The following is a 19,367-nucleotide window of genomic DNA, read 5'->3' as shown; positions in this document are numbered from 1 at the left end:
CTTGTCTCGCCCTTGCTCGCGAGATCATAAACAGGCTCTAAGAAGCACTGTTCAAAGTCTGCCGCGCTTCGGCGGGATGCTTGGGCAGGGGATTGAAAGCCGCTTCGAAGCGCTTTTAGCGGCCTCCCCGCCCCGCCGCCGGCGCGCTGGCCGGCACACCGACCTTCGCGGTCACATTGAAGAGAGAGACGGAGAAAAACATGGAAGTCGTGATTGTCGCAGCAACCCGCACCGCCATCGGCAGCTTTGGCGGCGCGCTGGCCAAGATCCCGGCCCCGGAATTGGGCGCCACCGTCATCAAATCGCTGCTGGCCAAAACCGGCCTGAAACCGGAAGACGTCAGCGAAGTCATCCTCGGCCAGGTGCTGACCGCCGGCAGCGGCCAGAACCCGGCGCGCCAGGCGCTGATCAAGGCCGGCCTGCCGGTCACCACCCCGGCCACCACCCTCAACGTGGTCTGCGGCTCCGGCCTGCGCGCCGTGCACCTGGGCGCCCAGGCCATCGCCAACGGCGACGCCGACATCGTCATCGCCGGCGGCCAGGAAAGCATGTCCTTGTCGCCGCACATCCTGCCCGGCTCGCGCGACGGCTTCCGCATGGGCAACGCCCAGCTGATCGACACCATGGTCAACGACGGCCTGACCGACGCCTACAACGCCTACCACATGGGCATCACCGCTGAAAACGTGGCGGAAAAGTACGGCATCGGCCGCGAAGAGCAGGACGCGCTGGCGCTGGCCTCGCAGCAACGCGCCGCCGCCGCGCAGAAAGCCGGCAAGTTCAAGGACGAGATCACGCCAGTGCTGGTGCCGCAGCGCAAGGGCGATCCGCTGGCCTTCGACAGCGACGAGTTCATCAAGCACGACGCCAGCGCCGAAGGCCTGGCCAAGCTGCGCGCCGCCTTCAAGAAGGAAGGCACCGTCACCGCCGGCAACGCTTCCGGCATCAATGACGGCGCCGCCGCGGTGCTGCTGATGTCGGCGCAGAAGGCGGACCAGCTGGGTCTGAAGCCGCTGGCCACGATCAAGGGCTACGCGCTGACCGGCTGCGCGCCGGAAATCATGGGCATAGGCCCGGTGGCCGCCACCCGCAAGGCGCTGGACAAGGCCGGCTGGACCGTGGAAGAGCTGGATTTGGTGGAAGCCAACGAAGCCTTCGCCGCCCAGGCGCTGGGCGTGGCGCGCGAACTGGGCTGGGGCCCGGACAAGGTCAACGTCAACGGCGGCGCCATCGCGCTGGGCCACCCGATCGGCGCCTCCGGCTGCCGCGTGCTGGTCACCCTGCTGCATGAAATGCAGCGTCGCGACGCCAAGAAGGGCCTGGCCACGCTGTGCATAGGCGGCGGCATGGGCGTGGCACTGGCGGTGGAACGGCGCTAAAACCGGTACCCGTCAATCACAAAACCCACCGGCTCAGGCCGGTGGGTTTTGTTTTGGCCGCGCCCGTCGGACTAGCCCGAGCGCCCGTTGTCGCCGTGCTGGCGCAGAAAGTCCATGTTCAATTCCAGCGGCGCGCCCAGCCACATGGCGAAGTCGCTATGGTCCTCGACATCGTCGCCGGTCAGCGGATGCAGCAACACGCTCAGCCCCTCCCGGTTCAGCATCAGCCACGGCACGATCTGGCCGAACAAGGCCGGCGCGAAAGCGATCTGATACGCGCCCACCGGATGCGGCCCGTAAGCCTGCTCGCGCCAGCGCCCCAATTCCACGGCAAAGCGCTGCGCCACCGCCTCGCGCAGCCGCCGCGCCGCGGCTTGCTGCGCCGTGTCGAAATACACATGGGCGTGATAACCCGCCGCCTCGATGGCTTGTTGCATCTCTTTCCCTTGCCCCTGCCGCGCTCACTGCGGCCGGCCCCGAATAAAGCCAGTAAAGCTATCGTCTCCGCCGCAAAAAATCAAGGAAGCATATTTTGACCGCGCGTGCATGCCTTCGCCCTGACTCAACGCAGCAAACAAAAACCTCCTGACCACAGCGGCAGGAGGTTTGGGCGATTGGCCGGCCCGCTGGCCGGCGTGGACGGTCGCATGGACCGTGAAGGGAAACAGCGCACGGATCAAAATCAGCGAGGCGCTCAGCACATCAAGGCAGCCGCATCGCCACGGCGCTCGCCTTAGTGAGGCACAATGATGGGCGTGCCATCCGGCCCGTGTTTCTTCTGATGCTTGGCTGCCCGTTTTTCCTTGGGCGTCAGCAACGGCTGTTTTTTGGCTTCCTTGCTGCTGTGTCTTGATTTACTCATGATCAGCTCCTTGGCGTGCATCGGCGGCGCCGATGCCGGCTCCAGTATAGACCTGTCGGCGGCCATCGTGCCGGCTCAAAAAATGACATGGCAATCATCAGCTATGCTCATACTCTTGCGTCCCGGTTTCATTAGCCACAGAATGCATGGCATACATCCCCCGGAGCCGGCATGAACACCCTCGCAACCCCGCAATTGGACACCATTCCGCAACGCATCGCCTCCTTGCGCGCCGCCATGAAGAACGCCGGCGTCGACGCCTGTCTGGTGCCCTCCTCGGACCCGCATCTGTCGGAATACCTGCCGGCGCGCTGGCAGGCCCGCCAATGGCTGTCCGGCTTCACCGGTTCCATGGGCACGCTGATCGTCACCCACAACTTCGCCGGCGTTTGGGCCGACAGCCGCTACTGGGTTCAAGCGGAGGCCGAATTGGCCGGCAGCGGCATCCAGTTGGTCAAGATCGTCAGCGCCGCCAGCGCCGATCATCTGGGCTGGATCGCCAAGACCCTGAGCGCCGGCCAGACGCTGGCGGTGGACGGCGATTCGCTGGGCCTGGCCGCGGCCAAGGCGCTGCAAGCCGCGCTGGAGCAGGCCGGCGCCCGGCTGCGCACCGATCTGGACCTGATAGACGCCATCGACCCGCAGCGCCCGCCGCTGCCGGACGCGCCGGTCTATCAGCATGAACCGGCCTTCGCGCCGCAAAGCCGCGCCGACAAGCTGGCGCGCTTGCGCGCCGCCATGGACGAGGCCGGCGCCGACTGGCACTTCCTGTCCACGCTGGACGACATCGCCTGGAGCTTCAATCTGCGCGGCAGCGACGTCAACTACAATCCGGTCTTCATCAGCCACGCGCTGCTGAGCCGTCAGCAGGCCACCCTCTTCGTCGGCGAAGGCAAGGTTTCCGCCGAGCTGCGCGCCCAACTGGCGGCCGACGGCGTCGAAGTGCGGCCTTACGCCCAGGCCAAGCCGGCGCTCGCCGCCTTGCCGGCCGGAGCCAGCCTGCTGCTGGACCCGCGCCGCGTGACCCTGGGCCTGCGCCAGGCGGTCAATCCGGCCGCCCGCGTGATCGAGGCGATCAATCCCAGCACCCTGTTCAAGTCCTGCAAGACGAAGGAAGAGGCCGCCCACATCCGCAGCGCGATGGAACAGGACGGCGCGGCGCTGTGCGAGTTCTTCGCCTGGTTCGAAGGCGAGGTCAACCGCAGCCGCGTCACCGAGCTGACCATAGACGAGGAAATCACCGCCGCGCGCGCGCGCCGGCCCGGCTTCGTGTCGCCCAGCTTCGGCACCATCGCCGGCTTCAACGCCAACGGCGCGCTGCCGCACTACCACGCCACCGCAGCCGCCCACAGCGAGATCAAGGGCGACGGCCTGCTGCTGATAGACTCCGGCGGTCAATACCTGGGCGGCACCACCGACATCACCCGCGTGGTGGCGGTCGGCGCGCCGTCCGCCGAGCAAAAGCGCGACTTCACCCTGGTGCTGAAAGGCACCATAGGCCTGTCCATGGCCCATTTCCCGCGCGGCACCCTGTCGCCTATGCTGGACGCGCTGGCGCGCGCGCCGCTGTGGCAGCAGGACATCGACTTCGGCCATGGCACCGGCCACGGCGTCGGCTACTTCCTCAATGTTCACGAAGGCCCGCAGAGCATTTCCCGCGCGGTGCCGGACGCCAATATGGCGATGCAGGAAGGCATGGTCACCTCGATCGAACCCGGCGTCTACCGGCCCGGCCGCTGGGGCGTGCGCATAGAGAACCTGGTGCTGAACGTGGCCTCGTCGCAAAATGAATTCGGCGACTTCCTGCGCTTCGAAACCCTGACCCTATGCCCTATCGACACCCGCTGCCTGGATTTCAACCTGCTGTCCCGCGCCGAGGTGGACTGGCTGAACCAATACCACGAGGAAGTGCGCGCGCGCTTGCTGCCGCTGGTGGACGGCGCGGCGCGCGAGTGGCTGCTGGCCAATACCGAAACCATTTAAACCCCTCCCCGCCCGGGCGCAGCCGCGCCCGGGCCATGCTCATGCTCGATCGACTCAACGACCTACGCCTCTTCCTCGACGCCGCCCAGCTGGGTAGCTTCTCCGCCGCCGGCCGCAAGCAAGGCCTGTCCCCCGCCGCCGCCAGCGCCTGCATCCAGCGGCTTGAGGCCGCGCTGGACAGCCGACTGTTCCAGCGCACCACCCGCCAGCTGCGGCTGACCGAGGCCGGCGAAGTGTTCCGCGACCACTGCCAGCGCGCGCTGGACACCCTGCAGCAAGGCCAGGACCGGCTGCAGCGCGAGCAGCGCGAACTCAGCGGCCTGATCCGGCTGTCAGCGCCGTCGGATCTGGGCCGACACGCCTTGCTGGACTGCCTGGACGAATTCCGTCGCCTGCATCCGGCGGTGCATTTCGCCCTGCAACTGGACGACACCCCGGCCGATTTGATCGGCGAAGACATCGACATCGCCATCCGCTACGGCCAGCCGGCGGACAGCGGCCTGATCGCGCGCGAACTGGCCGCCAGCCGCCGCGTGGTCTGCGCCGCGCCGGCGCTGCTGGCGCGCACCGGCATGCCCAGCCATCCGCGGCAATTGACCGAATTGCCGACGCTGACCCTGGTCACCGGCGACGGCCCGATGCACGAATGGCCTTATCGTGAGCACGGCCAGCGCCGCGCGCTGCGGCTGGAGCGCGCGCAGCAGAGCAACGACGGCGAGGTCATCCGCCGCTGGGCGCTGCAAGGCCAGGGCTTCGCCTACAAATCGCTGCTGGACATCACCGACGATCTGCGCCAGGGCCGCCTGCTCACGGTGCTGGACGAATACTTCACCGACAGCGCGCCGCTGCACCTGCTCTACCCCGGCCAGCGCGGCCAACCGCTGCGCATCCGCCGGCTGATCGACTTCCTGCGCGAGCGGCTGTCGACGCTGCCGGCCACCGCCCTGCTGCCGGAGGCCGGCGCCCAATTGTAAGAACCTGTTCAAAGTCTCGCGAGAAAGGGCGAGACAAGGCGAAAACGAGCGAAAAAGCGGAATGTACTCGTGGTACATGAGCATTTTGAGCTCGGTTTCAACGCCCATGTCTATCCATCCCGCCGACGCGCAGCAGAGCGTAAACAGGTTCTTATTGCAGGCTGGCCACCACGCTGGGCATGGCCTTGGCCAGCACATAGCTGCCCGGCGCCGCTTGCAGCGGCGGGAAGTCCTTGCTGCCCAAGGCCTTGGGCGCGGCGACTTTCTTGCCGGATTGCGGCGCCAGCCAGGCGTCCCAGTCCTTCCACCAGCTGCCGGGATGGCTCTCCGCGGTTTCCAGCCAGGTGTCTGCATGTTCGGGCAGCTTGTCGTTGACCCAGTAATTGCGCTTGTCCTTGGTCACCGGATTGATCGAGCCGGCGATATGGCCGGAAGCGCCCAGCACGAAACGCCGCGACGGCGCGCCGGTCAGGTAGTGGATGCCGGAGTAGGCCGAGCTCCACAGCACGATGTGGTCTTCGCGCGCGGCGAAGATGTAGACCGGGATATTGATCTTGGAGATGTCGATGGGCACGCCGCACAGGGTGATGGAACCCGGCTTGGTCAGCGCGTTGTTCATGTAGAACTGGCGCAGCAGGAAGGTGTGCATCGGCAGCGGCAGGTCCACCGCGTCGTTGTTCCAGTAGAGCAGGTCGAACGGCGCCGGCGTCTTGCCCAGCAGATAGTTGTTGACCACATAGTTCCACACCAGATCGTTGGCGCGCAGGCTGGCGAAGGTGCGGCCTATCTCCTTGCCGCTGATGATGCCGCCGGCGGCGATCTTGGCTTCGCGGCTGGCCACCAGGTTCTCGTCGATGAAGTAGGAGATCTCGCCCGGCTCGGCGTGATCTATCAGCGAGGTCATGAAGGTGGTGGAGTCGAAGTACTTGAGCCCGCGCGCCTGCAGCACGCACTGGGTGGTGGTCAGGATCACGCCGCCGACACAGAAGCCCAGCGCGTTCATGCTGTCCTGCTTGCTGATCTTGCGCACGGTTTCCGCCGCGGCGATCACGCCTTTCTCGATATAGCTTTCCCAGGTGAAGTGCTTCATCTCCGGTTCCGCCGAGCGCCAACTGATCAGGAACACGCGGTAGCCCTGGGCGACGAAGTGACGGACCATGGAATTGTCCGGCTGCAGGTCCATCAGGTAGTACTTGTTGATGCAGGGCGGCACGATCAGCAGCGGCTTTTCATAGACCTGGCCGGTGGTGGGGGTGTACTGGATCAGTTCGATCAAGTCGTTGCGGAACACCACTTCGCCGGGGGTGACCACGATGTTCTTGCCGATCTCGAACTGACTTTCGTCCGACATCGAGATATGGCCCTTCTGGAAGTCCTCCAGCATGTTCTTCATGCCGTCGACCAGGCTTTCGCCCTTGGTCTCTATCGCCCGTTTCATCACGTCCGGGTTGGTCAGCATGAAGTTGCTGGGGGAGACCGCGTCCAGGTATTGGCGGGTGGCGAAGGCCAGCTTGTCCTTGGCTTCTTCCTCCAACTGGGCGTTGTCCACCAGCTCGGTCATCCATTTGCTGGTGAGCAGATAGCCTTGCTTGAGGAAGTGGTAGAACGGGTGCTCGTCCCATTCCGGCGAGGCGAAGCGGCGGTCGCCCTTTTTCGCCGAGGCGTCGCCGTTGGCGGCGGGCGCCTGGCCCAGGAATTGCGACCACAGATTCATCTGCTGCTGATACAGGCTGCTTTGCCAGGCGAACAGCTGGCCGGCGTTGCTGAGCATGGCGCCCCAGGCGTTGGCCAGCGGCAGTTCAGCATTTCCAGGTTGCGGCGGCAGCGGCAGGTTGTTGACGAACTGCTGCATCCATTGTTGGTTGGCCTCGGATAGGCTGGAGAAGAAACTATCCAGCGGATTTGTACTTTCTTGGGTCAAAGCTGTCTCCTGAAACGTGCCGAAGCGTTATCGAAGCTTTCCTGCATTGGACCGTGTAACAAAATGTGCGGTCGCAAGGTACGCCATGACTGTAACAGGGTTGCATGACATTTTCACCGGGAGGAGGACGATAAGGCGCGTCGAAAGCCGCATCTTGTTGCCGCGGTGCACAATCTGCCTAGCTGTCCTTTTGGCCTGGCATGCCGAGGGGGTGGAATTTATGGGATAATCGCGAAGATTCGATTGGGGTTGAACAGAACGGGAAAGGATAGTCATGCCGGCATTCAAGGCGCGTTTGGGCGATCAGGAAGTCGCGGTGGGCAATGTCTTCTGCATCGGGCGCAATTACGCCGCGCACGCGGCGGAGTTGAACAACCCGCTGGAAGACGAGCCGCTGGTGTTCCTGAAACCGACGTCGGCGCTGGTCGGCGAGGGCGAGCCCTTGAGGTTGCCCAATTATTCCAGCGATGTTCACCACGAATGCGAACTGGTGCTGCTGATAGGCAAGGACGGCCGCGATATCGCGGAAGCGGAAGCACTAGGCCATGTGGCCGGCTACGGCATCGGCCTGGACATGACCGCGCGCGATGTGCAATCGGCGGCCAAGAGCAAGGGCCATCCGTGGACCAAGGCCAAGGGTTTCCCCACCGCCGCCAGCCTGTCGCGCTTGGTTCCTGCGGAACGAGTGGCCGATCCGCAGCGGCTGAGCTTTGAATTGCGCGTCAACGGCGAACTGCGCCAACAGGGCGACACCGGCTTGATGCTGTTCCCGGTGGCCGCCATCATCGCCTATCTGTCGCGGACCTATGGCCTGCAGGCTGGCGATTTGATTTATACCGGCACGCCGGAGGGCGTGGCGGCGGTGCGTTCCGGCGACCGGCTCAGCCTGAAGCTGGAGGGCCTGGCCGCCGCGGAATGGAGCGTGCTCTGATGGCGGTCGGCGCCGAGGACGACGGCAAGGTCCGTCTCGACAAATGGCTGTGGGCCGCCCGTTTCTTCAAGACCCGGCAGCTGGCGCATGAGGCGTTGGAGCTGGGGCGGGTGCTGGTCAACGGCGACCGGGTCAAGGCGTCGCGGGTGGTCAAGGAGGGCGACCAGCTGGCGATGCGCATCAATCAGCTGGAGTACCGCGTCGAGGTGCTGGCGCTGAGCACCCAGCGTCGGCCGGCGCAGGAGGCGCGGCTGCTCTACCGCGAGGAAGAGGCCTCTCAGCGCGCGCGCGAAGAGCAGGTGCTGCTATTGAAGGCGGAGCGCGCCAGTTTTCCGCATGGCGATGGCCGCCCCACCAAGAAGGCGCGCCGCGAGATCAGCAAGTTCAAAGGGCAATTTTAAGAGGCGGTTCAAAGCCCGCCGCGCCCCGCGCGCTATTCACGTTTTCAACCAGGAGCCCGTCTAGGGCCGAGCTTCAGATCATGTCGTCTTCCGCGTCACCCGCCGTATCCCTGCTGCCGTTCAGCCTGTTCTATTTCAGTTATTTCGCCTTCCAGGGCCTGTTCAGCCCGTTCTGGGGACTGTATCTGCAGTCGCTGTCCTTCTCCGCCTGGCAGATCTCGGTGCTGATGGCCTTGTCCACGCTGGCGCGCATCGTGGCGCCCGGCTTCTGGGGCTGGCTGGCGGACCGGCGCGGCCGCCGGCGCGCCATCATTCTGACGACTTCGCTGCTGTCGGCTGCGGCCTTCCTGCTGGTGGGGATGGACCGCGCTTTCTGGTGGGTGTTCGTCAGCCTGGCGGTGTCGCATTTCTTCTGGGCGGCGGCGCTGCCGCTGGTGGAGGCCAGCACCGCCCACCTGACGCGCGCTCAGCCGGGGCGTTACAGCCGGGTGCGGGTCTGGGGCTCGATAGGCTTCGTCTGTCTGGCGATGAGCGGCGGCCTGCTGCTGGACGGAATAGGCATAGGCAATCTGCCGTGGGCGCTGTGCGCGCTGCTGGCCCTGGTGGCCGTGGCGGCCTGGCGGGTGCCGGAAGTGGCCGCCGAGCGCAAGGGCGGACCGTCGGCGCCGATAGCGGCCACGCTGCGGCGGCCGGAGGTGATGGCCTTGTTCGGCTGCTGCTTCCTGATGGCCTTCGCCCACGGCCCTTACTACACCTTTTTCTCCATCGGCCTGAAACAGGCGGCTTATGAGCAGGGTGCCATCGGCATGTTGTGGGGGCTGGGCGTGGTCAGCGAGGTGGCGGTATTCCTGCTGATGCCCAAGATCATGGCGCGCGCGCGTTTGGAAACGCTGATGCTGTTGTCGCTATTGGCGGCGGTGCTGCGTTTCGCGCTGATTGCCGCCGCGGCCGAGCTGGCCTGGGTGGCGATAGGCGCTCAGCTATTGCACGCGCTGACTTTTGGTCTGCACCACGCCGCTTCGGTGGGGTTGATCCACCGCATGTTCGACCAACATCACCACGGTCGCGCCCAGGGTCTGTACATCATCGCCTCCTTTGGCGTCGGCGGCAGCGCCGGCGGCCTGATCGGCGGGCTGGTATGGCCGCACGGCGGCATGGCGACGACGTTCGCGATGTCGACGGCCGCCGCGGCGCTGGGCGTGTTGCTGTGCTGGCGCTGGCTGCGGCCGGCGGCGCCTGTTCAGGCGGGCTGATCTTTCAACAGGGCCGGCGGCACGAAATAACAGCTGTCGCCGTCGATGCCGGGCAACTCGATTCGGCCCTGATAAAACAGGCCGATTTTCTCCAGCACGCGGATGGACGCCTGATTGTGCGGCGCGGTGATGCCCACCACCACCGCGTGGCCCAGTTGTTCGCGGCCATGTTCAATGGCGGCCAGCGCGGCTTCGCTGGCGTAGCCGCAGCCCCAGTATTGTTCCAGGAAGGCGTAGCCTATGTCCGGGTAGGCCAGGCCATCGCGCTTGACCAGGCCGCAGATGCCGACCGGGGCGCCATCGTCCAGCCGCTCCACCAGCAAGAGGCCGTGGCCGTGCTTGCGGTAGCTGGCCTGCGGGCCTTCCTCGATATAGCGCAGCGCGCCGAGCAGGTCGTGGGCGTTCTTGTCGCCGATATTGGCGATGAAGGCTGGTTCGTTCAGCAGCTTGAGCATGAAGGGGGCGTCGCTGGCGTGCAGCGGGCGCAGTTGCAGTCTGGCGGTGGCGATGTGATGCATGGCTGGTTCGGATTTCGCGGGATGTGGTCGTAAAAAAAGCCGACGGCGCAAGCGCCATCGGCTTCGATGCTAACAGGGTGGGGGCTCAGCACTCAACAATATTCACCGGCACTTCGATGACGTTGATGGCCAGGCCGCCACGCGCGGTTTCCTTGTACTTGGTGCTCATGTCCATGCCGGTGTCGCGCATGGTCTTGATCACCCGGTCCAGCGACACGAAGTGCTGGCCGTCGCCGCGCAGCGCCATGCGCGCCGCGTTGATGGCCTTGACCGAGGCCATGGCGTTGCGTTCGATGCAGGGCACTTGCACCAGGCCGCCCACCGGATCGCAGGTCAGGCCCAGATTGTGCTCCATGCCGATCTCGGCGGCGTTTTCAACTTGTTCCGGGGTGCCGCCCAGCACTTCGGCCAAGGCGCCGGCCGCCATCGAGCAGGCCGAGCCCACTTCGCCCTGGCAGCCCACTTCCGCGCCGGAGATGGAGGCGTTGAGCTTGAACAGCACGCCGATGGCGCCGGCGGTGAGCAGGAAGCGCACGATGCCGTCGTCGCTGGCGCCGGGCACGAAGCGGGCGTAATAGTGCATCACCGCCGGGATGATGCCGGCCGCGCCGTTGGTGGGCGCGGTGACCACGCGGCCGCCGCCGGCGTTTTCCTCGTTCACCGCCAAGGCGTACAGATTGACCCAGTCCATCACCGTCAGCGGGTCGCGCAGCGCCGCCTCGGGCGAGGCCAGCAGCTTGCGGTGCATGTCGGCGGCGCGGCGCTTCACCTTCATGCCGCCGGGCAGGATGCCTTCGCGCTCGCAGCCGCGCTTGACGCAGTCCTGCATCACTTGCCAGATCTTCAGCAGCTCGGAGCGCACTTGTTCTTCGCTACGCCAGGCCAGTTCGTTCTCCAGCATGATCTGGCTGATGGATTTGCCGTGGCGCTGACACAAGGCCAGCAATTCCGCCGCGCTCTTGAACGGATGCTTGAGTTCGGTGACGCCCGGCGGCACGAAGCCGGCGTCGATGGCGGCCTCGTCAACCACAAAGCCGCCGCCCACCGAGTAATAAGCACGCTTGGACAAGCTGGCGCCAGCGGCGTCGAAGGCTTCGAAAATCATGCCGTTGGGGTGGTAGGGCAGGGTTTTCTTCTTGTGCAGCACCAGGTGCTCGCCTTCGACGAAGGGCACGGTGTGCTTGCCCAGCAGCGCGATGGCCTTGTCGGCGCGGATGGCGGCCAGCATGCCGTCCACCGCATCGGTATCGACCAGGTCGGGCTGTTCGCCCTGCAAGCCCAGCAAGACCGCGACATCGGTGCCGTGGCCCTTGCCGGTGGCGCCCAGCGAGCCGAACATTTCGGCGCGCACGCTGGCGGTCTGCGTCAGCAAGCCGTCTTTTTCCAGCCGGGCGATGAATTGGCGCGCGGCGCGCATCGGTCCGACCGTGTGGGAGCTGGACGGGCCGATGCCAATCTTGAACAAATCAAAAACACTGATGGCCATAATGCTTCTCTTAAGGGGTGTGTCCCGGCGGGCGGGTTATTGTGAGAACGGCCTGGACCGTCCTTATTATCGCCGTTGTCATGGTTTCGCATGGCCTGAGCTAGAGGCCGGCCTGCGTGTTGCCATCTTGCGGCAGCCGGGCAATCTAGACAAGCCGGCGGCCGCTGTCAATTTAGAATTATAGAGTCAGGACTAAGTTGCGTCAGGGATTCGACGGGCGGAAGCTGTCTGGCATCCGGATGGCATGATTCGGAAGGACGGAAAGCCCTTTGGGCAAGGCGAAGAGGGGGGCGGACGTGAAAAAGCCCGGACGCGCCGGGCTTGGGGTTTAGATCGCGGCGGCGGTGAAGCGGCGGCGCAGATGTTGCGGTTTTTCCAGTTCGTCGACGATGGCCACGGCCAGGTCTTCCACGCTGATGTCGGCCGGCTTGTCGCCGTTGAACAGCAATTGATCGCCGCCCAGCCGGTATTGGCCGCTGCGTTCGCCAGGGTGGAGGAAGGCCGGCGGCGAAACGAAGGTCCAGTCCAGCGCGTTTTCTTCGCGCAGGCGGCGCAACGCTTCGCGCACGCCCAGCGCGCCTTCCTTCCATTCCGCCGGGAATTCCGGGGTGTCCACCAGTTGCACGCCGGGCGCCACTTCCAGGCTGCCGGCGCCGCCGACTTCCAGGAAGCGCTTGACGCCGGCCTGCTTGACGCCGGCGACGATGGCGTCGTGGCCCTTGACCGCCAGCGCCTGGATGTCTGCCTTGTCCCAGCCGGGATTGAAGGCGCTGATCACGGCGTCGTGGCCGGCGACGGCCGCGGCGATCTGGCCGGCCTGGTAGGCGTCGGCGGCCACGCCGCTCAGCTGCGGGTGTTGCGGCAGCTTGGACAGATTGGTGACGATGGCGCTGACTTGATGCTTGCGAGCCAGCAGTTCTTGCAGGATGGCCGAGCCGACAAAGCCGCTAGCGCCGATCAGAGCGATTTTCATGGGGATTCCTTTCCGCGATAAACATAATGAAGTTTGATGGCGTTCAGAATAGCAGCTTGATTATAGGGTGATAATCCAGCAAAAATAAGATTGATAGTTTAGTTGGACTTAACAAATGGACGCATTGAGACGGATGGCGGTTTTCGCCATGGTGGTGGACAAAGGCTCGATGAACGGCGCGGCGCGCGAACTGGGCATGACGCCGTCGGCGGTCAGTCAGCACATCAGCAAGCTGGAGCAGCAGCACGGCGTCAGTCTGCTGCACCGGACCACGCGCAAGCTGACGCTGACCGAGGCCGGCAGCCTGTTCTACCAGGGCTGCGCCGATATGTTGGCGGCGGCGCAATTGGCCGAACAGCGTCTGTTGGAACTGCGCGACGCGCCGGTAGGCGAGCTGCGCATCGCCGCGCCCACGGGTTTTGCCGGCGCCTTGCTGAGTGAGGCGCTGGCGCCGCTGCTGAGCGCGCATTCCGGCCTCAAGCTACGGCTGTTCTTCCACGATGAGATGATAGATCTGGTGGAGAACCGCATTGATCTGGCGCTGCGCGCTGGCGTGCTAAAGGATTCCAGCTTGGTGGCGCGCCACTTGGCGGACTGGCCGAACGTGCTGTGCGCGTCACCGGCTTATCTGGCGCGCCAGCCTGGGATCACGCGACCGGAGCAGTTGCCCGGCCTGCAATGGGTGGCTTTGTCCGATCGCAAGCTGGGCAGCCTGGAGTTCGAGCATGTCGACGGCGGCCGTTTCGCGATGGAGCCGGACGCGCGCTTGATCAGCAATAATATCGTCGCCGCGCGTCAATTCGTGCTGGCCGGCATGGGGGTGTCGGTGCAGCCGGAGCCTGAGATCCGGCAGGAACTGGCCGATGGCCGCCTGCTGCGGCTGCTGCCGGAATGGCACTTGCCGCCGCTGGCGATCTACGCGGTGACGCCGCGTCGCGATATCCAGCCGGCGAAAGTGCGCTACGCGATCGAGGCCTTGCGCGCCAGCCTGGGCAAGTGATGAGCCTTCCGCTGTTCGAGCAAAGACGCAAGGGGGCTCAGAACCTGTTTACGATCTCGCGAGCTAAGGCGAGACAAGGCGAAAACGGTTGAAGAAGCGGAATGTACAGGAGGTACATGAGCACTGAGCTCGGTTTCAACGCCCATTTCTATCCATCCCGCCGGCGCGCAGCAGATCGGGGACAGGTTCTCAGAACACGATGCTGAGCCCCAGGCCCATGGCCTGCGGGTCCGAACCGGCGCTGAGCGAGGCCTTGGGCGTGCCGAGGGCTTGGTCGTAGAGCGGGTTGACGGAAAAGTTGGCGCTGGCCTTGGCGTGGTTGCGGATCCGGGTGTAGTAGGCGAATGCCTGCGTGGTCTTGGACAGCCGGTAGCCGCCGCCCAGCAGCCATTGGCTGGCGCGGAAGTCCTTGCCGTCGGCGCCGGCGCCCAGTTGTTTCAAGGCGCCCAACTGGCCGTAGGACAGCTTGAGCTCGGCCGCGCCGAAGGGCTGGCTCAGCGCGATCAGCCAATCGTCCTGGCGCAGTCTCTCACCGCCAGGCGGGTCCAGCCGCCCCCATTCGTAATTGCCGCCTATCAAGGTGCCAGTGTCGAAGCGATAGCTGGCGGCAAGGCTGTGGTAGCTAAGGCTTTTGCCGGCAACGGCGCTTGGAGGGGTGTTGCCGGCCGGCGCGATCGCGGTATCGTAGCGGCGGTCCCAGGCCGCCGCCAGCGTCAGGCCGCGCCAGACGTAGCCTAGGCCCAGCGACAAGCGCTTGGCGTTGCCGCCGCCTTGGCGCGTTTCATCCATGGCCCAGGTGGCGCCGAGTTTGAAGCCGTTCCAATTGGGAGAGTAGTAATGGAGGGAGTTGTTGAGCCGGGCTTCGCCGCGGCTGTTGACCGCGTTTGGGCCGAACTGATTTGCCGTGGCGTTGGGCATCAAGGCGGTGCCCAGCGTCGGGTTGCCGCTGCCGGTGAACATCTTGTAAGCGGAATCGTGGTGGCCCAGCAAGATGCGGCCGATGGCGGCATGCTCCAGTCCGATGAAACTGTTGCGGGTGGCGAACGCCGCGTTTTGACCGCGGTCGTCCACGCCGCCTTGCTCGAAGTGGCGCAGCCCGCTTTCCAACTGCCATAGCGCGCTATTGCCGTTGCCCAGGTCTTCGCGGCCTTTGAAACCCAGGCGCGACACATGGTCGACGACGCGGGTCCGGCTGGCGTAGCCGGGAGCTTGCCCGCCGCTGGCCTTGTTGGATTCGATGCCGCCGCTGATGAAACCGTAGAAAGTGGTGTCGGACTTCGCGTCCAGGGGCAGGATGGAGAGCGAGCCTATCAGCGTTGCCAAGCCTGTCTTCTGCATTTGATGCTCCTTTGAGGGCGGTCTGTGGCGGAAGGCGTCGGGGCAGGTCCGCCGCTGAGATGGGTTGGCGTAGGCGTGGCGGTCTGCGTCCGGGCCGGCTGACTCGCCAGATCGTGAACAGGCCCTTGCCGGATGGGAAGGGTGCGATGCGCGAATGCCCGCGTTGGCGGCTATCGACGCATGTCGATCAATGTAGGGAGCTTGGCTGCGGGATGACCAGCGATCGTGGTCTGGGCGAAGGCAGGAAGAACTGCGAGGATGTAAAAACGCCGCCGGCAGGGCCGGCGGCGTGATTGGAGCGGCAGTCGTTCAGGATCAGAAAGCGATCTTGAAGCCGACGCCGAAGGCTTGCGGGTCGTTGCCGGCGGTCAGAGCGTTCTTGGATGGATCAGCATTGATGCTGTCGTATACCGGGTTGTTGGCGAAGTTGGCCTTGGCCTTGGCGTTGTTGCTGATCTTGGTGTAGTAAGCCAACAACTGGGTGGTCTTGGACAGGTTGTAAGTGCCGCCCAGAATCCACTGCTTGGCCTTGAAGTCGTCGCCGTTGACGCCGGCGGAGGTGTTCTTCAGCGTGCCCAGTTGACCGTAGGACAGCTTGACCGAAGCCGCGCCGAAGTCCTGACCCAGAGCGATCAGCCAGTCATCCTGCTTCAGCTGGCCGCCGCCCACCTGGTCGAAAGTGCCCCATTCGTAGTTGCCGCCGACGAAGGTGCCGGTGTCGAATTTGTAGCTGGCGGCAATGCTGTAGAAGGTGACGTTCTTGCCGGAGTTCAGCGACAGCACCGCGGGGCTATTGCTGCTGGAGGTGTTGTAGGAGTTGCTGTTGGGCGTAACCGCCATGTCGTACTGACGATCCCAGGCGGCGGCCAGGTTCAGGCCCTGCCAGGTGTAGCCCAGGCCCAGGGAGAGGCGCTTGGAGTCATTGCCGGACACGCGGTTTTCATCCGCGCCCCAGGACGCGCCCAGCTTGAAGCCGGCCCAGCTTGGGGAGAAGTAGTGCACCGAGTTGGGTAGACGCGCTTCGCCGCGGCTGTTGACCGAGCTGCTGCCGAAGTTGTCGGCGGTGGTGTTGACCATCAGGTCGGTGCCCAGCGCGCTGTTGCCGCTGCCGGCGAACATCTTGTAGGCGGAGTCGTGTTGGCCCAGCACTACGCGGCCGAAGTCGTTGTTGTCGATGCCGATGAAGGTGTTGCGAGTGGCGAAGGAGGCGGTTTGGCCCTTGTCGTTGGTACCGCCCTGCTCGAAGTTGCGCAGGCTGTTTTCCACCTGCCAGATCGCCTTGGTGCCGCCGCCGATGTCTTCAAAACCCTTGAAGCCGATGCGGGAATTGTGGTCGACGATGCGGGTGCGGCTGCTGTACTCGGAACCGCCGGAGCCGGTGGCTTTGGTCGATTCGATGCCGCCGCTCATGAAACCGTAGATGGTGACGTCAGCGTGGGCGACAACGGGCAAGGCGAACATCGCGGCAACCAGGGCTGCCAGATTTTTCTTCTGCATCATGAATACTCCAAGTCTGTTTTGCTTTAATTAATCCAGGTGCCGGCTTCGTGCAGCGCAAGGTTTGTTAACAAACCAGACTGCGGTGTCGCCACAACACTTGTCTTAGTTTAGCCACAAAATATGACGAGGATGTTGCCAATCTGTTGCTTAAAGATAAATCGGACAGGTGCGGTGTTGCAATTACGCCAAGAATTGATTCGGGTAGACCTCGTCCAGCAGGGTGCGGCAGTCAACGATGCGCAAGTCGTTGTCCTTGGCGAAGTCCATCAGGAAGCAAAACACTTGCGGGCTGATTTTTTCCAGCTTCTTGTCCACCGCGACGCAGCGTACGCCATCCAGCATCATCGGACGGACATGGGCGTGGTAGTGCAGTTTTTGGTCGTCGAAGGAGGCGAGGATGCCGGCCAGGCGTTCGGCCCAGTCGCTGGGACGGAAAGTGCGGCCTTCGGAAGTGACGCCCTGGATGACTATTTCGTATGGATTGCAGATCATGGCGGTGGACCGGAGTGTTTGCTTTTGGTTTAGCCTGTTTTTTATCGTCTGCTAAGCGATTTGCGCTTGGCGTTTTATATTCAGGCGTTTTGTTTGTTGCTGAATATTTAGTATTTTACCCGAAAATCAGATGCGCTTGAACGGCGGCAGCGAGGCGAGCAGCCGCTTGCCGTAGCTTTGCTTTTGCAGCCGGTTGTCCAGGATGGTGACGCGGCCGTAGTCGCGTTCGGTGCGGATCAGTCGGCCGACGGCCTGCACCAGCTTGATCGAGGCTTCGGGCACGGTCAGTTCGATGAAGGGATTGCCGCCGCGTTTCTCTATCCAGCGCGACAGGGTTTTGCCCACCGGATCGTCCGGCATCGCGAACGGCAGTTTGGCAATAATCACGTGCACACAGCTTTCGCCGGGCAGGTCCAGTCCTTCGGAGAAGGAGTCCAGGCCGAAGATCACGCTGGGCTCGCCCTGTTTCAGCCGTTGATGGTGCTGTTCTATCAGCAGGCTCTTGGGGATTTCGCCCTGGATCAGCAGCCGCTCGCGCAGCGTGGACGGCAGGCCGGCGGCGACGTCCTGCATCTGTTTGCGCGAGGAAAACAGCACCAGGGTGCCGACCGCTTCTTTCACATCGATCAGCTTGGGCAGCCATTCCACGATTTCGCGGGTATGGCCGCCGGCGTCCTTGGGGCTGGCCAGCATAGGCGGCAGATACAGCTCGCCCTGCTCGTCGAAATTGAAAGGGGAGTCCAACGCCACGCAGCTGACTTCCGGCATCCACTTCAGGCCGGTCTGCGATAGCAGCAGCTCGAATTCGCCCAGCGAGCGCAGCGTGGCCGAGGTCAGGATGGCGCCGGCGGCGCGGCGCCACAGCGTGGCGGCCAGGCTGGCGGCGGCGCTGACCGGCGAGGCGGAAAACAGGTAATCGCCCTTGCCCTCGGCGCGGCGGGTGATCCATTTGGCGATGGGCGGGCTGGCGGGCTCGGTTTCTTTTTCAAACAACTCCCACACCGCCAGCAGTTGCTCGGCGCGCGCGGTCAGAAAACCCAGATCGGAGGCGGTCTTGTCGACTTGCGCCGCTTCGCCGCCCTTGTCCTTGCGCGCCTCGCCCAGCGCGTCGCTCAGCAGGCTCAGCTGTTTGAACAGCGAGCGCGCCGACGTGGCCATATTGGCGGTGGGGCCCTGGAAGCGTTCCGGCAGCACGCCGTCCTCTATCAGCCAGGTGGGCTCCAGATTGTCGCTGGAAGCGGCCAGCGCGTCTTCGCCCTCCAGCAGCCACAGCCATTCGGTCAGCGTTTCGGAGCAGGCGCTGGCGGCTTCTATCGCCTGGCTGACGATTTCCACCTTGTCGGTCAGCGCTTCCACGCGGATGGCGGTGGCGGCCACTTTATCCAGCCAGGACATGGCCTGGGCCAGCGAATGCTCGGCGGAAAACTGGTTGACCGCCTTTTTGGCCAGGTGGTGCGCCTCGTCGATACAGTAGTAACTTTCTTCCGGCGCCGGCAGGATCACGCCGCCACCCATGGATACGTCGGCCAGCATCAGGTCATGGTTGGCCACCACCACGTCCACGTTTTCCAGCACGTCGCGCGCCAGGTAGAACGGGCATTCCGGCCGGTTGGGGCAGGCGGCTTTCAAACAGCCGTGGCGGTCGTTGGTGACGCGCGACCACAGGCCGTCGTCGATCACGCTGTCCCAGGTGTCGCGGTCGCCGTTCCATTTGCGGTAGTAGAAGGCGTCGGCCAACTGGCGCAGGGTCTCGATCTCGCCGGCTTCCGGCTTGCGGTCCCATAGCGCCAGCGTCGGATCCAGGTCCAGCAGCTGGCCCTGGGCGGTTTCGGCGGTCAGCGCGAAGATGCGTTGCGGACACAGATAGCGGCCGCGGCCCTTGGCCAGCGCGAAGGTCAGCGGCAGGCCGCTGTTCTCGACGACGAAGGGCAGGTCGCGGTTGACCAGTTGCTCCTGCAGCGCGATGGTGGCGCTGGTGACCACCAGCTTCTTGGCGCGCGACTTGGCCATCAAGCCGCCGGCCAGCAGATAGGCCAGGCTTTTGCCGACGCCGGTGGGGCCTTCGATCACGGCGATGCTTTCGCCGGCGCGCTCCGGCCAGTCGTCGCCTTCCTTGTCTTTGCTGCGCGACAGCGCATTGGCGATTTCCGCCAGCATGCGGCGTTGCGCGGCGCGCGGGCGAAAGCCAGGCAGATTGTCGGCTATGGTCCGGTAATGGTCGCGGATCGCGTCTTTTTCAGCATCGGTCAACATGGCGGCGATTGTACCGCATGGGGGCAGGATTGTCTGGCCGCGCCGAACATGGGGAAACCCTGATGTGCGACTGCAAAATGACGGCGAGGCGCCGATGTGGATA

Annotated in this window: 16 protein-coding genes and 1 pseudogene; 7 read left to right on the top strand and 10 right to left on the bottom strand. The window is 64.5% G+C overall.

Annotation, left to right across the window (positions count from 1 at the left end; genetic code table 11):
• Positions 1–200 precede the first annotated feature (200 nt).
• Positions 201–1,379 carry an acetyl-CoA C-acetyltransferase gene (locus VI26_RS16465; protein WP_048410824.1) on the top strand — a complete coding sequence of 393 codons (1,179 nt, stop codon included), beginning with the start codon at positions 201–203 and terminating at the stop codon, positions 1,377–1,379.
• 71 nt (positions 1,380–1,450) lie between these two features.
• On the opposite strand, the gene VI26_RS16460 is transcribed toward VI26_RS16465, so the two are convergent.
• Complete coding sequence (locus VI26_RS16460; RefSeq protein WP_048410823.1) at positions 1,451–1,816, bottom strand: DOPA 4,5-dioxygenase family protein; 366 nt, start codon at positions 1,814–1,816, stop codon at positions 1,451–1,453.
• Positions 1,817–2,112: 296 nt separating this feature from the next.
• A complete protein-coding gene (locus VI26_RS16455) occupies positions 2,113–2,307 on the bottom strand; it encodes a hypothetical protein (RefSeq protein WP_048410822.1) in 195 nt (64 codons plus the stop codon).
• A 129-nt stretch (positions 2,308–2,436) separates the two neighbouring features.
• Between VI26_RS16455 and VI26_RS16450 the strand changes: the two genes are divergently transcribed.
• Positions 2,437–4,224, top strand: coding sequence for an aminopeptidase P family protein (locus tag VI26_RS16450; protein ID WP_197081504.1), 1,788 nt, complete (start codon positions 2,437–2,439; stop codon positions 4,222–4,224).
• A 41-nt stretch (positions 4,225–4,265) separates the two neighbouring features.
• Positions 4,266–5,198, top strand: a complete 933-nt coding sequence (locus tag VI26_RS16445) for a LysR family transcriptional regulator (RefSeq protein WP_048410846.1) — start codon at positions 4,266–4,268, stop codon at positions 5,196–5,198.
• Between the two features lie 151 nt (positions 5,199–5,349).
• Here VI26_RS16445 and VI26_RS16440 read toward each other — a convergent pair whose 3' ends face one another.
• A complete protein-coding gene (locus VI26_RS16440) occupies positions 5,350–7,050 on the bottom strand; it encodes a PHA/PHB synthase family protein (protein ID WP_369799212.1) in 1,701 nt (566 codons plus the stop codon).
• Between the two features lie 343 nt (positions 7,051–7,393).
• Here VI26_RS16440 and VI26_RS16435 point away from each other — a divergent pair, with 343 nt between their 5' ends.
• The 3 genes from VI26_RS16435 (at position 7,394) to VI26_RS16425 (ending at position 9,704) form a co-directional block, all read left to right on the top strand.
• Positions 7,394–8,050 (top strand): fumarylacetoacetate hydrolase family protein, encoded by a 657-nt coding sequence (locus tag VI26_RS16435; RefSeq protein WP_048410819.1) that lies wholly within the window; start codon positions 7,394–7,396, stop codon positions 8,048–8,050.
• On the top strand, positions 8,050–8,451 hold the full coding sequence (locus tag VI26_RS16430) for an RNA-binding S4 domain-containing protein (protein ID WP_048410818.1): 402 nt from the start codon (positions 8,050–8,052) through the stop codon (positions 8,449–8,451). The genes VI26_RS16435 and VI26_RS16430 overlap by 1 nt, the downstream gene beginning before the upstream one ends.
• Before the next feature lie 80 nt (positions 8,452–8,531).
• Positions 8,532–9,704 (top strand): MFS transporter, encoded by a 1,173-nt coding sequence (locus VI26_RS16425; protein ID WP_048410817.1) that lies wholly within the window; start codon positions 8,532–8,534, stop codon positions 9,702–9,704.
• Here the strand turns inward: VI26_RS16425 and VI26_RS16420 are convergent.
• The 3 genes from VI26_RS16420 to VI26_RS16410 all read right to left on the bottom strand — a co-directional run bounded on the left by VI26_RS16420 (position 9,692) and on the right by VI26_RS16410 (position 12,681).
• A complete protein-coding gene (locus tag VI26_RS16420; protein WP_048410816.1) occupies positions 9,692–10,222 on the bottom strand; it encodes a GNAT family N-acetyltransferase in 531 nt (176 codons plus the stop codon). The genes VI26_RS16425 and VI26_RS16420 overlap by 13 nt on opposite strands.
• An 85-nt stretch (positions 10,223–10,307) precedes the next feature.
• Positions 10,308–11,708 carry an L-serine ammonia-lyase gene (locus VI26_RS16415; RefSeq protein ID WP_048410815.1) on the bottom strand — a complete coding sequence of 467 codons (1,401 nt, stop codon included), beginning with the start codon at positions 11,706–11,708 and terminating at the stop codon, positions 10,308–10,310.
• 328 nt (positions 11,709–12,036) lie between these two features.
• Complete coding sequence (locus VI26_RS16410; protein WP_048410814.1) at positions 12,037–12,681, bottom strand: NAD(P)-dependent oxidoreductase; 645 nt, start codon at positions 12,679–12,681, stop codon at positions 12,037–12,039.
• A gap of 115 nt (positions 12,682–12,796) precedes the next feature.
• Between VI26_RS16410 and VI26_RS16405 the strand changes: the two genes are divergently transcribed.
• Complete coding sequence (locus tag VI26_RS16405; RefSeq protein ID WP_048410813.1) at positions 12,797–13,681, top strand: LysR family transcriptional regulator; 885 nt, start codon at positions 12,797–12,799, stop codon at positions 13,679–13,681.
• Positions 13,682–13,870: 189 nt separating this feature from the next.
• Here VI26_RS16405 and VI26_RS16400 read toward each other — a convergent pair whose 3' ends face one another.
• The 4 genes and pseudogenes from VI26_RS16400 to dinG form a co-directional block, all read right to left on the bottom strand.
• Positions 13,871–15,019: a porin gene (locus tag VI26_RS16400; RefSeq protein WP_048410812.1), complete on the bottom strand. Its 1,149-nt coding sequence runs from the start codon at positions 15,017–15,019 to the stop codon at positions 13,871–13,873.
• Positions 15,020–15,334: 315 nt separating this feature from the next.
• Positions 15,335–16,519, bottom strand: coding sequence for a porin (locus VI26_RS16395; RefSeq protein ID WP_231581035.1), 1,185 nt, complete (start codon positions 16,517–16,519; stop codon positions 15,335–15,337).
• A 207-nt stretch (positions 16,520–16,726) separates the two neighbouring features.
• Positions 16,727–17,011: pseudogene (locus tag VI26_RS16390) on the bottom strand (DUF3579 domain-containing protein); the annotation flags it as partial.
• A 126-nt stretch (positions 17,012–17,137) separates the two neighbouring features.
• Positions 17,138–19,264 carry an ATP-dependent DNA helicase DinG gene (gene dinG / locus VI26_RS16385; RefSeq protein WP_048410810.1) on the bottom strand — a complete coding sequence of 709 codons (2,127 nt, stop codon included), beginning with the start codon at positions 19,262–19,264 and terminating at the stop codon, positions 17,138–17,140.
• Positions 19,265–19,367: the final 103 nt, after the last annotated feature.

The sequence above is a fragment of the Chromobacterium sp. LK1 genome, assembly GCF_001043555.1.
In the GTDB taxonomy this organism is placed as follows: domain Bacteria; phylum Pseudomonadota; class Gammaproteobacteria; order Burkholderiales; family Chromobacteriaceae; genus Chromobacterium; species Chromobacterium aquaticum.
This window is presented reverse-complemented; position numbering and strand designations above follow the sequence as displayed.

What these genes read in the sequence shown, in the direction of transcription:
- VI26_RS16435 (WP_048410819.1), top strand. Translation starts at nt 7,394, where the DNA reads ATGCCGGCATTCAAGGCGCGTTTGGGCGATCAGGAAGTCGCGGTGGGC.
- VI26_RS16465 (WP_048410824.1), top strand. Translation starts at nt 201, where the DNA reads ATGGAAGTCGTGATTGTCGCAGCAACCCGCACCGCCATCGGCAGCTTT.
- VI26_RS16410 (WP_048410814.1), bottom strand. Translation starts at nt 12,681, where the DNA reads ATGAAAATCGCTCTGATCGGCGCTAGCGGCTTTGTCGGCTCGGCCATC.
- VI26_RS16440 (WP_369799212.1), bottom strand. Translation starts at nt 7,050, where the DNA reads ATGCAGCAGTTCGTCAACAACCTGCCGCTGCCGCCGCAACCTGGAAAT.
- VI26_RS16460 (WP_048410823.1), bottom strand. Translation starts at nt 1,816, where the DNA reads ATGCAACAAGCCATCGAGGCGGCGGGTTATCACGCCCATGTGTATTTC.
- dinG (WP_048410810.1), bottom strand. Translation starts at nt 19,264, where the DNA reads ATGTTGACCGATGCTGAAAAAGACGCGATCCGCGACCATTACCGGACC.
- VI26_RS16400 (WP_048410812.1), bottom strand. Translation starts at nt 15,019, where the DNA reads ATGCAGAAGACAGGCTTGGCAACGCTGATAGGCTCGCTCTCCATCCTG.
- VI26_RS16455 (WP_048410822.1), bottom strand. Translation starts at nt 2,307, where the DNA reads ATGGCCGCCGACAGGTCTATACTGGAGCCGGCATCGGCGCCGCCGATG.
- VI26_RS16425 (WP_048410817.1), top strand. Translation starts at nt 8,532, where the DNA reads ATGTCGTCTTCCGCGTCACCCGCCGTATCCCTGCTGCCGTTCAGCCTG.
- VI26_RS16430 (WP_048410818.1), top strand. Translation starts at nt 8,050, where the DNA reads ATGGCGGTCGGCGCCGAGGACGACGGCAAGGTCCGTCTCGACAAATGG.
- VI26_RS16445 (WP_048410846.1), top strand. Translation starts at nt 4,266, where the DNA reads ATGCTCGATCGACTCAACGACCTACGCCTCTTCCTCGACGCCGCCCAG.
- VI26_RS16395 (WP_231581035.1), bottom strand. Translation starts at nt 16,519, where the DNA reads ATGATGCAGAAGAAAAATCTGGCAGCCCTGGTTGCCGCGATGTTCGCC.
- VI26_RS16420 (WP_048410816.1), bottom strand. Translation starts at nt 10,222, where the DNA reads ATGCATCACATCGCCACCGCCAGACTGCAACTGCGCCCGCTGCACGCC.
- VI26_RS16405 (WP_048410813.1), top strand. Translation starts at nt 12,797, where the DNA reads ATGGACGCATTGAGACGGATGGCGGTTTTCGCCATGGTGGTGGACAAA.
- VI26_RS16415 (WP_048410815.1), bottom strand. Translation starts at nt 11,708, where the DNA reads ATGGCCATCAGTGTTTTTGATTTGTTCAAGATTGGCATCGGCCCGTCC.